The organism is Paraburkholderia youngii, assembly GCF_013366925.1.
GTDB lineage: Bacteria > Pseudomonadota > Gammaproteobacteria > Burkholderiales > Burkholderiaceae > Paraburkholderia > Paraburkholderia youngii.
Map to the genome: position 1 here is coordinate 5,287,602 of NZ_JAALDK010000001.1, position 13,941 is coordinate 5,301,542.

General features: G+C 63.0%; 12 protein-coding genes and 1 tRNA gene. 7 read left to right on the forward strand and 6 right to left on the reverse strand.

The annotated features are described in order from the left end of the window. Positions 1-845: 845 nt before the first annotated feature. The 6 genes from G5S42_RS44445 to acs form a co-directional block, all read right to left on the reverse strand. Positions 846-1,367: a tyrosine-type recombinase/integrase gene (locus G5S42_RS44445; RefSeq protein WP_246392065.1), complete on the reverse strand. Its 522-nt coding sequence runs from the start codon at positions 1,365-1,367 to the stop codon at positions 846-848. Next, complete coding sequence (locus G5S42_RS44450; protein WP_246392066.1) at positions 1,352-2,098, reverse strand: tyrosine-type recombinase/integrase; 747 nt, start codon at positions 2,096-2,098, stop codon at positions 1,352-1,354. The genes G5S42_RS44445 and G5S42_RS44450 overlap by 16 nt, the downstream gene beginning before the upstream one ends. 149 nt (positions 2,099-2,247) lie before the next feature. Next, positions 2,248-2,338 (reverse strand) — tRNA-Ser (locus tag G5S42_RS24115). Between the two features lie 70 nt (positions 2,339-2,408). Then, complete coding sequence (locus G5S42_RS24120) at positions 2,409-4,427, reverse strand: sodium:solute symporter family protein (RefSeq protein WP_176110619.1); 2,019 nt, start codon at positions 4,425-4,427, stop codon at positions 2,409-2,411. A gap of 4 nt (positions 4,428-4,431) precedes the next feature. Further along, a complete protein-coding gene (locus tag G5S42_RS24125; RefSeq protein WP_176109067.1) occupies positions 4,432-4,860 on the reverse strand; it encodes a DUF4212 domain-containing protein in 429 nt (142 codons plus the stop codon). Between the two features lie 157 nt (positions 4,861-5,017). Next, positions 5,018-7,000 carry an acetate--CoA ligase gene (gene acs / locus G5S42_RS24130; protein WP_176109068.1) on the reverse strand — a complete coding sequence of 661 codons (1,983 nt, stop codon included), beginning with the start codon at positions 6,998-7,000 and terminating at the stop codon, positions 5,018-5,020. Positions 7,001-7,471: 471 nt separating this feature from the next. Between acs and G5S42_RS24135 the strand changes: the two genes are divergently transcribed. From G5S42_RS24135 to G5S42_RS24165, 7 genes are all read left to right on the forward strand, one after another. After that, complete coding sequence (locus G5S42_RS24135; RefSeq protein ID WP_176109069.1) at positions 7,472-8,374, forward strand: DMT family transporter; 903 nt, start codon at positions 7,472-7,474, stop codon at positions 8,372-8,374. 207 nt (positions 8,375-8,581) lie between these two features. Then, entirely contained in the window at positions 8,582-9,151 is a 570-nt protein-coding gene (locus G5S42_RS24140; RefSeq protein WP_217709947.1) for a TIGR00645 family protein, read from the forward strand. A gap of 48 nt (positions 9,152-9,199) precedes the next feature. Continuing rightward, on the forward strand, positions 9,200-10,723 hold the full coding sequence (locus G5S42_RS24145) for a fumarate hydratase (RefSeq protein WP_176109071.1): 1,524 nt from the start codon (positions 9,200-9,202) through the stop codon (positions 10,721-10,723). Positions 10,724-10,924: 201 nt separating this feature from the next. Continuing rightward, positions 10,925-11,404, forward strand: a complete 480-nt coding sequence (gene bfr / locus G5S42_RS24150) for a bacterioferritin (protein WP_176109072.1) — start codon at positions 10,925-10,927, stop codon at positions 11,402-11,404. 166 nt (positions 11,405-11,570) lie between these two features. Continuing rightward, entirely contained in the window at positions 11,571-12,458 is an 888-nt protein-coding gene (gene murI / locus G5S42_RS24155; protein WP_176109073.1) for a glutamate racemase, read from the forward strand. A gap of 145 nt (positions 12,459-12,603) precedes the next feature. After that, positions 12,604-12,861 carry a (2Fe-2S)-binding protein gene (locus G5S42_RS24160; protein WP_176109074.1) on the forward strand — a complete coding sequence of 86 codons (258 nt, stop codon included), beginning with the start codon at positions 12,604-12,606 and terminating at the stop codon, positions 12,859-12,861. 330 nt (positions 12,862-13,191) lie between these two features. Further along, positions 13,192-13,932 (forward strand): energy transducer TonB, encoded by a 741-nt coding sequence (locus G5S42_RS24165; RefSeq protein ID WP_176109075.1) that lies wholly within the window; start codon positions 13,192-13,194, stop codon positions 13,930-13,932. Positions 13,933-13,941 lie beyond the last annotated feature (9 nt).

Sequence of the window (13,941 nt, forward strand, 5' to 3'; positions counted from 1 at the left end):
GCCTAATCCGGTGTCACGTCGATGCACATGGAATTACACGCGTGCGTCGCTCATGGACACGAGCATCAACGGCTGCGAATACCGTGTGCCCATCGATTCATGTCGAAAGAAAACCGCACCGCATTTGAAGTGACCGAAGGACGAACGCGACGCGCCACCCGTCTTTCCTCGCGATCGCCATACCGTCTTCGCGTACGGTCGCTCAACCCGTAAGGATGTTCACTGCTATACGACACAGATCGAACGTGCATGCCATCTGCCTTGCGCCAGGTGGCACCGTCGAACACGTTGGACGTCAACTGGTTGCCGACGAGCTTTCTCCGTGCAACACACCTGGAACGCACAGCAGTCTTAAATAATGCTCAACTCGCCCGCTCCATTGCACCACGACCTTTGAATGCAAAATCAACGGCAGTTACACGGAAGCGCATTTCTGCTGTGCATGGCTGCACAGTCCGCGCACCGAAGTCACACTCGGGACCAAAAACGACATGAAAATTGAGTGATGGCAGGATAGGTGCGGAAATCGAGCGACCTCTTCCAGCCGAAGCTGGACAACATGCCACATGTGCGCGAATACGAATGCTCGCTTCGACACCGATTTCGGTCTTTCGGCGCGGTGATGCCATCGTCCTTGATGGACGATAGCTGCCTTTTAACCTCCGACTGAAACTCTGCCTTGTGCGAATCTATCCGTATGACTGAGTTCCTGCCGCGGAAGAATGCGTCGCCACATTGATGGGACGCCCCACCATCAGGGAACTCAATCGGCACTGATGCACATCAAAACTTGAATTCTGTCGTGACCTTATACGCGATTGAGCTTGGACCTAGTTGACCTGCTGTCAGGCAACAATCGAAACCTGCCCCGAAGCAATTGGCAGCACGACTGCCGATTGCCCGGCGCAGTATAGCGACCAGTGCTCCATCATCTTGCGACGCCGCTCGACCATATCGCCCCGCTGATACGCGGCGCGCGACTTGTTTTTCGTTTGGTGCGCGAGTGCCTTGTCGACCAGAACGTCCGGATATTCGCCGTATTCCTCTGCCCAGTCCTGAAACGTTGATCGGAAGCCATGAACTGTGAACTCGGTGTAGCCCATTCCTGCAAGCAGTTCCAGCATCGCCATGTTCGATAGCGGCTTGCCTTTCTTATTCCCGGGGAACAAGTAGCCCCACTTCGCCATTTTCAGCGCCTTCTCGACGAGCCCGCACGCCTTGTCACACAGCGGCACGCGATGCGGGATACCCATCTTCATGCGCTCACCCGGAATCGTCCATATCCTGGTCTTCAGATTGAACTCCTCCAGCGCGGCGAACTGTACCTCGTTCGTTCGGGCGGCAGCCAGGATCAGCAGATGCAGCATGATTGCAGAGCGCGCGCCCTCCTCTTCCTTGCCTCAAGCTTCGTTATGAATTCCGGGATGTCGGCCCACGGCATAGCCGGATGATGCTGCACGGCTGCGCGCTTGCGCTTCGCCAGCACCTTGTCCAGGTGGCCGCACCAACGCGCCGGGTTCTCGCCCTGTCGATAGCCAAGCAGCTTCTCGGCGTCAAGAATCGTCTCGATGCGACCGCGCACACGGCTCGCGGTCTCACGCTTGTCTGCCCAGATCGGCTGCAGGATTCGGACGATCATCGCCGTGTCGATGTCTTTCACATCCCTATCACCGATTATCGGATGGGCATACGTCGCGAGCGTGCTGGTCCACTGCTTAGCATGCTTGATGTTCTTCCAACTGCGGCGATTGTTTTCGATATATTCCGCCGCGGCGATGCGGAATTGCCGTGAACCTTCGACAGCCGCCTTGCGCTGCGCCTCGTTGCGCGCCTCGATCGGATCGATCTTGTCCTTCAGGAGCGCCCGGCAGCGCGCCGCCTCGGCGCGGGCCTGGGACAGCGAGACCGTCGCGATCGGCCCGAGGCCCATCTCGCGCGAGCGGCCGGAGAGCTTGAACTGGAAGATCCACGAGCGCGAGCCCGAGGCGGAAATCTGAAAGTAAAGGCCTCCGCCGTCCGGGTAATAGCCCGGATCGACCAGTTTGCCGACGCGCAGCGCCGATAGTCGATGAAGTTGCCGAGATTGAGATGTCGCCATTTCTCACCCCCACTCTCACCCCTACTTGATGGGTTGATTGTGTTGGTCTGAGCTGGAATCGGCAAGAAGAAAAACACCCCCAAAACCTTGATGTTTCAAGGCTTTGGGGGTGTTTTTCGGAATCAGTCGGAATCTCGCGGAGCGAGTCCTGGCGGAGAGAGGGGGATTCGAACCCCCGATAGGCTATTAACCTATACACGCTTTCCAGGCGTGCGACTTAAACCGCTCATCCATCTCTCCGGCGGGGAGCCGAATTATAGCAAACTTCGCGCCTTGCGCCACACCCCCGCCAGCGCCGCAAGTAAACAGCCTACGGATGCCGGATATAGTCGACCAGCGCGATCGTATAAGCGTCCGCTTTGCGATCGATCAAACTCACCCCGATCGCCACGAGAAACCCCGCCGGCACGCCGAACACGCCCGAGCTGATCGGCTCGATGCCGAACCAGCGCGCACCCGTGAAACCCGTCATCTGCGTGAAGAACGGATACGTCGACACGATGTAGTAGATGCACACGACGAGCCCCGCCACCATCCCCGCCACTGCGCCGAGGCGCGTCGTGCGCTTCCAGAACACGCCCAGCACGAGCGCCGGAAACAGACTCGACGCAGCCAGCGAAAACGCCGCCCCGACCAGAAACAGAATATTCCCCGTATTCAGCGACGCCACATACGAAGCGAACAGCGCGACACCCAGCAGCAGAATCTTCGAGATCGTCACCCGCCGCTGGCTCGACGCGTTCGGATCGACCATGTGGTAGTACACGTCGTGCGACAACGCATTAGCGATCGTCAGCAGCAGACCATCCGCGGTCGATAGCGCCGCCGCCAGCGCCCCCGCCGCGATCAAGCCCGACATCACGTACGGCAGCCCCGCGATCTCGGGCGCCGCGAGCACGACCATATCGGGCTGCATCTGGATCTCGCCCCAGCGCACGATGCCGTCGCCGTTCGTATCGGCGAGGCTGATCAGGCTCGGTTCGACCTTGCGCCATTGCATCAGCCACTGCGGCAGATCGGCAAAATGATGGCCGACCAGATTCGACAGAATCTCGTACTTGATCAGCACCGCGAGCACCGGCACGGTCAGATAGAACAGCGCGACGAAAAAGAGCGTCCAGCCCACCGAGCGGCGCGCCGACCCCACCGAAGTGGTCGTGTTATAGCGCGTCAGGATATGCGGCAGGCTCGCCGTGCCAAGCGACAGACACAGCAGCAGCGACAGAAAGTTACGCGCATGCGTGCTCCGGTCTTCATCGCCGACAGCAGGAAACGGTTCGTGCATCGGCACCGGGGCGGTCGCCCGCATCAGCATGTCGTCGCGCTTCTGGCTCCAGACGATCTGCGCGGCGGCCGCATCGCGCGGAAACTGTTCGAGCGCGCGCTCGCGTTCCTTGATCTCGCGCAACGGACCGTTATGGCGCCGCAGATCGCCGACCTCCTGCGTGAGCCGCTGCTTCTCGTCGATGAACGATTGCGGCAGCGTATCGAGCCGCATCTGCATCAGCGCGGCACGGCGTCGATAGTCGTCGCGCACGCGCTCCTCGAGCGGCGCGTCGCGCACCTGCTTCTCGAGCGCTTCCATGCGCTCCATCAGGCGCCCATAGCTGAATTGCGGCACCCAGCCGAGGCCGTCCTTATGCGCGATCATCGACACCGGTATCAGCATCGCGAGGATCAGGATGATGTACTGCGCAACCTGAGTCCACGTAACGGCGCGCATGCCGCCCAGAAACGAGCACACCAGAATGCCCGCGAGCCCGCAGAAAATGCCGACCGCGAAATCGACGCCGATAAAGCGCGTCGCGATCAGCCCGACACCCTGGATCTGCGCGACCAGATAAACGAACGAGCACAGGATCGCGGCGAGCGCCGCGAGGCCGCGCACCGCGTTGCTCGAATAGCGCGTGCCGAGAAAGTCGGGAATCGTGTAGCGCGCCAGCTTGCGCACATACGGCGCGAGCAGGAACGCAACGAGACAATAGCCGCCGGTCCAACCCATCACGTACGCGAGGCCATCGTAGCCGGTCGCGTAGATCGAGCCCGCCAGGCCGATGAACGACGCGGCCGACAGCCAGTCGGCCGCGGTCGCCATGCCATTGAACGCCGACGGCACGCGCCGTCCCGCCACGTAGTATTCGACCAGATCGGACGTGCGCGACAGCACGCCTATCACCGCATACACCGCGATCGGCACGAACAGGAACACATAGCCGATCCACACACCGGGACCGGTGCTGCGCTCGATGCGCCACATCACATAGACGAACAGCAGAAAGCCGAGCGTGTAGAGCGCGTACGAGCGGATCAGCCGATGCGTGAGCTTCATCGGCTCAGCGTCCGCGCGCGGCCGGCGCATCCGTGCCGACGTTGACTTCATCGTTCGCGCCGCTGGTGGAATCCGCGGCGGGACCGCTTGCGGCATCGCGCTGCGAATCCGCTTCGAACGCGCGCTGCAACCTACGATCGGCGCGCTGCATCAGCACGATATAGACGACGATCAACGCAAGGTAGATCAGGATCGCGCCCTGCGCGCCAAAGTAGAACGGCAGGCTGAAGCCGCCGACGCGCACCGGCGCGAGCGCGGGCGCCAGCAACGGCACGACGAAGGAAACGAAGAAGCCGAGCGTCATCAGCACCGCGATCAGCGCGAGGTTGAAACGCCAGTATTTGCGATGCGCGAGCGCCATCGCCGCCGAGACCGGAGGCGGTTCAGGCGGGGGGTTCAACGTGGCATGGGAGGATAGGTGCGGCGCGGCCATGCGCCTATGTATCAAAAAGGCAACGGCGAGGCAATTGGGATTGTCCGCGCAATGCCGTGATGCAGGCTGTCCGCTCGATTCACGGGTCTGCTCGATACACCGGCAAGTGTGTCGATCGACACACCGCCGCCGTCCGCGCAGACCCGCTGACAACGCTTTAAATCGACTCGCCGAGCTGGTCGAGAATCGCCGGGTTTTCCAGCGTCGACACGTCCTGCGTGATCTCCTCGCCCTTCGCGAGCGAGCGCAACAGACGACGCATGATCTTGCCCGAACGCGTCTTCGGCAGGTTCTCGCCGAAGCGGATGTCCTTCGGTTTCGCGATCGGACCGATCTCCTTGCCGACCCAGTTGCGCAGTTCGTTCGCGAGCTTGACAGCCTCTTCGCCTTGCGGACGCGCACGCTTCAGCACGACGAACGCGCATACCGCCTCACCGGTCGTCGCATCGGGGCGGCCCACCACGGCTGCTTCCGCGACGAGCGGATTGGCGACCAGCGCCGACTCGATCTCCATCGTGCCGAGACGATGGCCCGACACGTTCAGCACGTCGTCGATGCGGCCCATGATCGTGAAGTAGCCGGTTTCCTTGTCGCGCACCGCGCCGTCGCCGGCGAGATAGAGCTTGCCGCCGAGCTCCTCGGGAAAGTAGCTCTTCTTGTAGCGGTCCGGATCGCCCCACACGTTGCGCAGCATTGCCGGCCACGGACGCTTGACCACCAGAATGCCGCCCTGGCCGTTCGGCACGTCCTGGCCCGTTTCGTCGACGACCGCGGCCATGATGCCCGGCAGGGGCAGCGTGCACGAACCCGGCACGAGCGGCGTCGCGCCCGGCATCGGCGCGATCATGTGACCGCCGGTTTCGGTCTGCCACCACGTATCGACGACCGGACAACGGCTGCCGCCGACGTTCTCGTAGTACCACACCCACGCTTCAGGATTGATCGGCTCGCCGACCGTGCCGATGATGCGCAACGTCGACAGGTCGTAGCTCTTCGGATGCACTTTCGCGTCGGCCTCGGAGGCCTTGATCAGCGAGCGGATCGCAGTCGGCGCCGTATAGAACAGCGTGACCTTGTGCTTGGCGATCATCTGCCAGAAGCGCCCGGCGTCCGGATAGGTCGGCACGCCTTCGAACATGACCTGGGTGCCGCCGAGCGTCAACGGCCCGTACGTGATGTAGCTATGCCCGGTGATCCAGCCGATGTCGGCGGTACACCAGAACACATCCGAGGGCCGCCAGTCGAAGGTCCACTTCAGCGTTTGCGCGGCCCACAGCAGATAGCCGCCGGTGCTGTGCTGCACGCCCTTCGGCTTGCCGGTCGAGCCCGACGTATAGAGGATGAAGAGCGGATGCTCGGCGTCGACCCATTCGGGCGCGCATTGGTCCGACTCACCCTGCGTGAGTTCGTGCATCCACAGGTCGCGTGCCGCGTCCCAGGCGACCTTGCCGCCGGTGCGCTGGTACACGATCACGCTCTTGACCTTCTCGCAGCCGCCGAGCGCGAGCGCTTCGTCGGCGATGCTCTTCAGCGGCAAGGCCTTGCCGCCGCGCATCTGTTCGTCGGACGTGATCAGCGCGACCGCGCCGACGTCGACGAGCCGCTCGTTGAGCGACTTCGACGAGAAGCCGCCGAACACGACCGAGTGGGTCGCACCGATACGCGCGCATGCCTGCATCGCAACGACGGCCTCGATCGACATCGGCATATAGATGACGACCGGGTCGCCCTTCTTCACGCCACGTTTTTTCAGCGCATTCGCGAAGCGCGATACGCGTTGCAGCAGATCCTGATAGGTGACGTTGGTGACGGTGCCGTCGTCGGCTTCGAACACGATCGCGACGCGCCCGCCGTTGCCGGCCTCGACGTGACGGTCGATGCTGTTATACGACGCGTTCAGCTGGCCGTCTTCGAACCACGTATAGAACGGCGCCTTCGATTCGTCCAGCACCTTCGTAAATGGCTTGTGCCAACTTAGCGTCTCCTTCGCAAGACGCCCCCAAAAGCCTTCGTAGTCGCGCTCCGCTTCGGCGGCAAGCGCCCGGTACGCGTCCATGCCGGAGATCGTGGCACCCTTCGCCGTGTCGGCGGAGGGCGGAAAAACGCGGCGTTCCTGAAGAACCGATTCAATCGCAGACATCGACAACCCCTTGGTGAAGATGAAAAACGGAAAACCTGTACCGGCGCGCATCGCGCGCGGGTCCTATCCTGTTCGAGCCGCCACGAGCGGCGCTGTCTCCCACCTCGCAATGCCGTCGAACGCGCGCGCGTGCGGCATTGCAACATCCGTGCTTGCGGGCACCCTGCTCGATCAACCCGCGTCAAGGCTCAACCATAAGCGCCGCAACTTACCGGCCACTTACGCACATCGTGTTGATCTGCAAGCGAAAACCCTTAGATCGGGCGAGCCACCGACGTGCTTGAGCGTTGATCAGACGAGATGCGCGCGGAAAAGATCGCCCGTTCTAGCGAGCGTTCCATGTTCACCCGCAGCACATCGCATGCCGCTGATGCGAACCCGATGCGCCGTCCGGTCGCCCGCTGTCGCACTCTTACGCCCGGTCGCACGGCCTCTTACAATGCTAACTGAACTAGCCGTCCGGATTCCAGCTTGAATCGCTACGCCCTGCTTCTCATTACCTCGATGCTGCTGGTGGGCAGCAATGTCGGAATCGGTAAATCGATCGTCGCCTTCGTTCCCGTCCCGCTGTTCGCGCTGCTGCGTTTCGTCATCGCGATGGCCGTGCTATGGCCGCTCCTGCGCGTGACCAAACTGCGCCGCGTCAAACGCGACGAATGGATCAACCTGTTTTTGCAAGCGCTATTCGGCACCTTCGGCTTCACGCTGCTGATGCTCAACGGCGTCGCGCGCACCAGCGCGGTCGCGGCCGGCGTGATCACGAGCACGATTCCGGCGGTCGTCGCGCTGCTGTCGTGGCTGATCCTCAAGGAGCGGCCGGATGGCCGCGCGCTCGCATCGATCGTGCTGGCGATCGTCGGCGTCGTCGTCATCAATGTCGCGCACGGCGAGGCGGGCGCGGATGCGACGGCCGGCACCGGCTCGCTCGCGGGCAACTTCATGGTGCTCGGCGCGGTGTGCTGCGAATCGCTGTACATCATCCTGTCGCGCCGCCTCACGCAAACGCTCGCGCCGATCGACATCTGCGCGTACACGCATCTGTTCGGCCTGTTGCTGATGCTGCCGCTCGGCGCCGGCGCGCTCGCGCATTTCGACTATCGCGCGGTGCCATCGAACGTCTGGATGCTGGTGCTGTGGTACGGGCTGTCGGCCAGCATCTTCTCGTTCTGGCTGTGGATGAAAGGCATCCGCCACGTGTCCGGCAGTCTCGCCGGCGTGTTCAGCGCGGTGCTGCCGGTCGCCGCGGCGCTCTACGGCATCGTGTTCCTCGGCGAGCGGCCCACGCTCGCGCACGGCATCGCGCTCGCCTGCGTGGTCGCCGGTATCGGTCTCGCGAGCCTGAAGGCGCGCAGCGTGCCGCCGGTCGCATCGTAGTTCGGGTGTGGCGGGCGGGCTGCCCGCCGCAGAGCAGCAGATTCGACCGACGCTGTACAATACGGCGCCCGACGCGAGTCTCGCGATCCTCCGATGGCCGCGCCCCGCACCGCCGTCGGCGCCTGGCCCGTGTTCCGTCACCCCCGCTTCATCTGACCGTTGCCTATGTCCGCTTCGCGACCCGCCTCCGCCCGTCCGCGCCGCCCTATGCGCGCGCTGCCCCACCTCGTATTCATGAGCCGTTGGCTGCAGGTGCCGCTGTATCTCGGGCTGATCGTCGCGCAGGCAGTCTACGTCGTGCTGTTCCTGAAGGAAGTCTGGCATCTGGTGTCCGACGCGATGAAGCTCGACGAAACCAGCATCATGCTCGTCGTGCTGGGCCTGATCGACGTGGTGATGATCTCGAACCTGCTGATCATGGTGATCATCGGCGGGTATGAAACGTTCGTGTCGCGCCTCGGCCTCGACGGCCATCCGGACGAACCGGAATGGCTCGATCATGTGAACGCCGGCGTGCTGAAAGTGAAGCTGTCGATGGCGCTGATCAGCATCTCGTCGATCCATCTGCTGAAGACCTTCATCAGCCCCGACCAGAACACGACGCACACGATCATGTGGCAAGTGATCATCCACGTCACGTTCCTCGTATCCGCGCTCGTGATGGCGCTCGTCGACCGCCTCACCACGCACACGCATCCCAAGCATTTCGAAGAGCCCGCGGCATTGCACGCCGTGGGCGGCATCAAGGTTTCCACTCCCCTGAAGGCGCAAGACTGACCGCACGCGCTGCGATCCGAAAACAAGCGCCTCCCCACTGAGCTAGCCATGACCGTCATCAAACAGGAAGATCTGATCCAGAGCATCGCTGATTCGCTGCAGTACATCAGCTACTACCATCCGCTCGACTACATCGAAGCGCTCGGCCGCGCATACGAGCTCGAACAGAGCCCGGCAGCGAAGGACGCGATCGCGCAGATCCTGACCAACAGCCGCCTGTGCGCCGAAGGCAAGCGCCCGATTTGCCAGGACACCGGCATCGTCACGGTGTTCGTGAAGGTCGGCATGGACGTGCGCTGGGACGGCGCCACGATGAGCGTCACCGACATGATCAACGAAGGCGTGCGCCGCGGTTACCTGAACCCGGACAACGTGCTGCGCGCATCGATCGTGAGCCCGCCCGAAGGCGCGCGCAAGAACACCAAGGACAACACGCCGGCCGTGATCCACTACGAGATCGTGCCGGGTAACACCGTCGACGTGCAGGTCGCGGCCAAGGGCGGCGGCTCGGAGAACAAGTCGAAGTTCGCGATGCTGAACCCGTCGGACTCGATCGTCGACTGGATTCTGAAGACCGTGCCGACGATGGGCGCCGGCTGGTGCCCGCCGGGCATGCTCGGCATCGGCATCGGCGGCACCGCTGAGAAAGCGATGGTGATGGCCAAGGAATCGCTGATGGACCCGATCGACATCCAGGACGTGATCGCACGCGGCCCGAAGGACTGGATCGAAGAGCTGCGCGTCGAGCTGCACGAGAAGGTCAACGCGCTCGGTATTGGCGCGCAGGGTCTCGGTGGCCTGTCCACGGTGCTCGACGTGAAGATCATGGCCGCGCCGACGCACGCCGCGTCCAAGCCGATCGCGATCATCCCGAACTGCGCGGCGACCCGCCACGCGCACTTCACGCTCGACGGTTCGGGCGTCGCCAGGCTCGAAGCGCCGTCGCTCGACGCATGGCCGAAGGTGCACTGGGAACCGAACACGGAAACCAGCAAACGCGTCGATCTGAACACGCTGACGCCGGAAGAAGTGGCCGGCTGGAAGCCGGGCCAGACGCTGCTGCTGTCGGGCAAGATGTTGACGGGCCGCGACGCCGCGCACAAGCGCATCGCCGACATGCTCGCGAAGGGCGAGAAGCTGCCGGTCGATTTCACCAACCGCGTGATCTACTACGTCGGCCCGGTCGATCCGGTACGTGACGAAGCGGTCGGCCCGGCAGGCCCGACCACCGCGACGCGGATGGACAAGTTCACCGAGACGATGCTCGCGCAAACGGGCCTCATTTCGATGATCGGCAAGGCCGAGCGCGGCCCGGTCGCGATCGAGGCGATCAAGAAGCACAAGGCCGCGTATCTGATGGCCGTCGGCGGCGCCGCGTACCTCGTGTCGAAGGCGATCCGCAGCGCGAAGGTGCTCGCGTTCGAAGACCTCGGTATGGAAGCGATCTACGAGTTCGACGTGCAAGACATGCCGGTCACGGTCGCCGTCGATTCGAACGGCACCTCCGTGCACCAGACCGGCCCGAAGGAATGGCAGGCCAAGATCGGCAAGATTCCGGTCGCCACGGCTTGATGAGTCGCAATTAGCGCCACTCGGATCGGTCGAAAAGCCGGGGCTGCGGTCCCGGCTTTTTTTTGCCCCGCATCACGCATGCGCAAGGCGCCGCACGCACGAGGCCGCAAACGCCGCCAAAACTTGTGTCGGATTCTTGGCTTTTTGGGGCATGGCGTTTATTGTTGTTGGAAATTCAAGGTCCCCGAAAAAGGAAATAACATGCAAGGCGACAAGAAGGTCATCGAATATCTGAACGCGCAGCTGAAGAACGAGCTGACCGCGATCAACCAGTACTTCCTGCATGCGCGGATGTACGGTCACTGGGGCCTCGATAAGCTCGGCAAGCACGAGTACGACGAGTCGATCGGCGAAATGAAGCATGCCGACATGCTGATCGAACGGATCTTCATGCTCGACGGTCTGCCAAATCTGCAGGACCTGCACAAGCTGCTGATCGGTGAGGAAACCAAAGAGATCCTCGAATGCGATCTGAAGCTCGAACAGATTTCGCAAAGCACCTGCAAGGAGGCGATTGCCTACTGCGAATCGGTGCGCGATTTCATCTCGCGCGAAATCTTCACGAAGATTCTCGACGATACGGAAGAGCACATCGACTGGCTGGAAACCCAGCTCGATCTGATCGACAAGGTCGGTATCCAGAACTACCAGCAAAGCGCGATGGGCTCGGTCGAGTCCTGAGCGAGGCACCTTGAAGCATCCCGCGAGGTAGCGGCGCGAATGCCTGCCGGGCACGCATTCGCGCCCGGCCCGTACCGCGTGGGCGATATACTTGCGCGCTTGCTCGCGCTTTGCCCCTGGCTCCGCCTGTTTCTTCGACCACCACGTCACGCTCGTTTTCTTCACTATGCCCGTCCCCGCGCCGTCCCCGACTGTCCGCAGTGTTGCCGCTGGCGCCGCGTCGCAGGCGCCGATCGGTATTTTCGATTCGGGGCTCGGCGGACTGTCGGTGCTGCGCGCGGTGCGCGCGCAACTGCCTGAGGAGGCGCTGCTGTATGTCGCCGATTCGCTGTACGCGCCTTATGGCGAGCGCGATGACGACTTCATCACCGACCGCACGCTAGCGATCGGCGAATGGCTCGCCGCACGAGGCGCGAAGGCGCTCGTGGTCGCGTGCAATACGGCGACCGCGCAGTCGATCGCGCTGGTGCGCGAAAAGCTGCCGATTCCGCTAGTCGGCGTCGAACCGGGCGTCAAGCCCGCCGCACTGCAATCCAGGAGCCGCGTCGCTGGCGTGTTGGCAACTCAGGCGACGCTGCGCAGCGCCCGCTTCCAGGGACTGCTCGAACGCTACGCCGCCGATTGCCGCTTTCTCTGCCAGCCCGGGCACGGGCTCGTGCAGGCGGTCGAGCGCTGCGACGTCGGCTCGGCCGAGCTGCGCGCACTGCTGCGTAGCTACCTGCAACCGATGCTCGACGCCGGCGCCGACACGCTGGTGCTCGGTTGCACCCATTACCCGTTTCTCGACGCGGCGATCCGCGACATCGTCGGTGAGCGGCTCGCGCTGATCGACACGAGTGTGGCGATCGCTCGCCAACTCGAACGCGTGCTCGAGCAGCACGGCCTGCGCGCCGCCACGCCGGCTGCAAGCACGCCGCTACCACGCTTCTACTCCACCGACGACGGCATCCATCAGCAGCAATTGGCCGCCACACTGCTGCGGATCGAGGCTGCGGTCGAGCACGTGTTGATACCCTCCCGCCGCACAGCCGCATCGGATTCCCGCGCCGCCTAGACCCGGATCTCGCTCACCCGCTGCCCGTCCTTCGGACGAAATCCATTAGAGGCTGGTTTTGTTACAAAAAATCGCAGACGACGCTTGTCAAACGAACCAAACAAAATGATAATAATTCGCATTAACGTTAGCTATGACGCCTGCCATGATCGTCTGTGTTTGCAAATCCGTTTCCGACCGCACCATCCGCTCCTCGATCGCGGACGGCATCGACTCGTTCGACGAGTTGCAGTTTGAACTTGGCGTCGCCTCGTGCTGCGGCAAATGCGAGGAATCCGTGCGCGACGTGATGCTGCAAAGCGGCGTGTGCGCGAGTCGTTGCGGTGTGGTCGAGCGTCATCAGCAAGTGCAGAGCATCGCCGAGGTCGTGCAGGTCACGTTCTACGAGCGCAAGGCAGCCTGAATTAGCTAGCGGGACGCGGTGCAAGCCGTGTCAGTGTCCGAAAGCCCCTATACTTGATGCACATTTAATGTAACGCTTAATGCGACATTGACAGTGCCGCATGTCTGCAACAAAACCGCAGTACAGTCCGCCGTACCGCGTTATCCCACTGCCGTCAGCAAGCCAGTATTCGTACCAGCCAGCTAACCCCGCGCTCTCCCCTTCGAAAGGAGTTCGAGATGGAATTGCTGATTGGTTTCGTGACTACTTTGTTCATTTCGCTGCTGATTTTCCGAACATGACGATGTCCTGTCCGCCGCGCCGCCCGAACGGTGCGCTGCCACACTGACCATGCAGGCTCCGCACCCCGTTACCGCAGGCGCCCCGCTCGTGTCGTCCACCCGCCCGAATTCCCGCGCGCTGACGGCCACCGCCGTGGTCGCCGCGGTACACGTCGCGCTGCTCGCCGTGATCATGACGCTGCGTCACGAGCCCGTGCAGGTCGCGCTCGAATCGCACGTGATGACCGCGGAGCTGCTGCCGCCAGCACCGATCGCCGCACCGGCCGCGCTGCAATCGATCGCACCGCCGCCTCAGCCGACGCCGCCCGTCCATACGAAGCCGAAAGTCCAGCCGAAGCCGGCCCCGACGCCAAAGCCGACTCCCACTCCGACTCCGTTGCCCGAGGCCGCTGCGCCGTCGCCGACGCCCGTCGCGGCGCCCGATCCGACACCACCCGCGCCTGCCGCACCGGCGACGCCGCCCGCCGCGGCAGCGCCCGCGATCGGCAAACAGACGATGGACATCAGTGCGCCAAAGAACGTGTCGCATCTCGATTGCAACATCGCACATCCGGACTACCCTGCGCTGTCGCGGCGCCGCGGCGAGGCCGGCACGGCGTACGTCCATTTCGTGGTCGGCCTGACCGGCAAGCTCGAAAGCATCGAGTTGAAGAAGAGCAGCGGCTTTAGCCGTCTCGACGACGCGGCCGTCGCCGCCGTGCGCGCGAGCGCCTGCAAACCGTATCTCGAGAACGGCGAGCCCGTCAGAGCCGCGTACACGCAGCCTTTCAACTTCAATCTGACCGACTGAAGCAAGCTT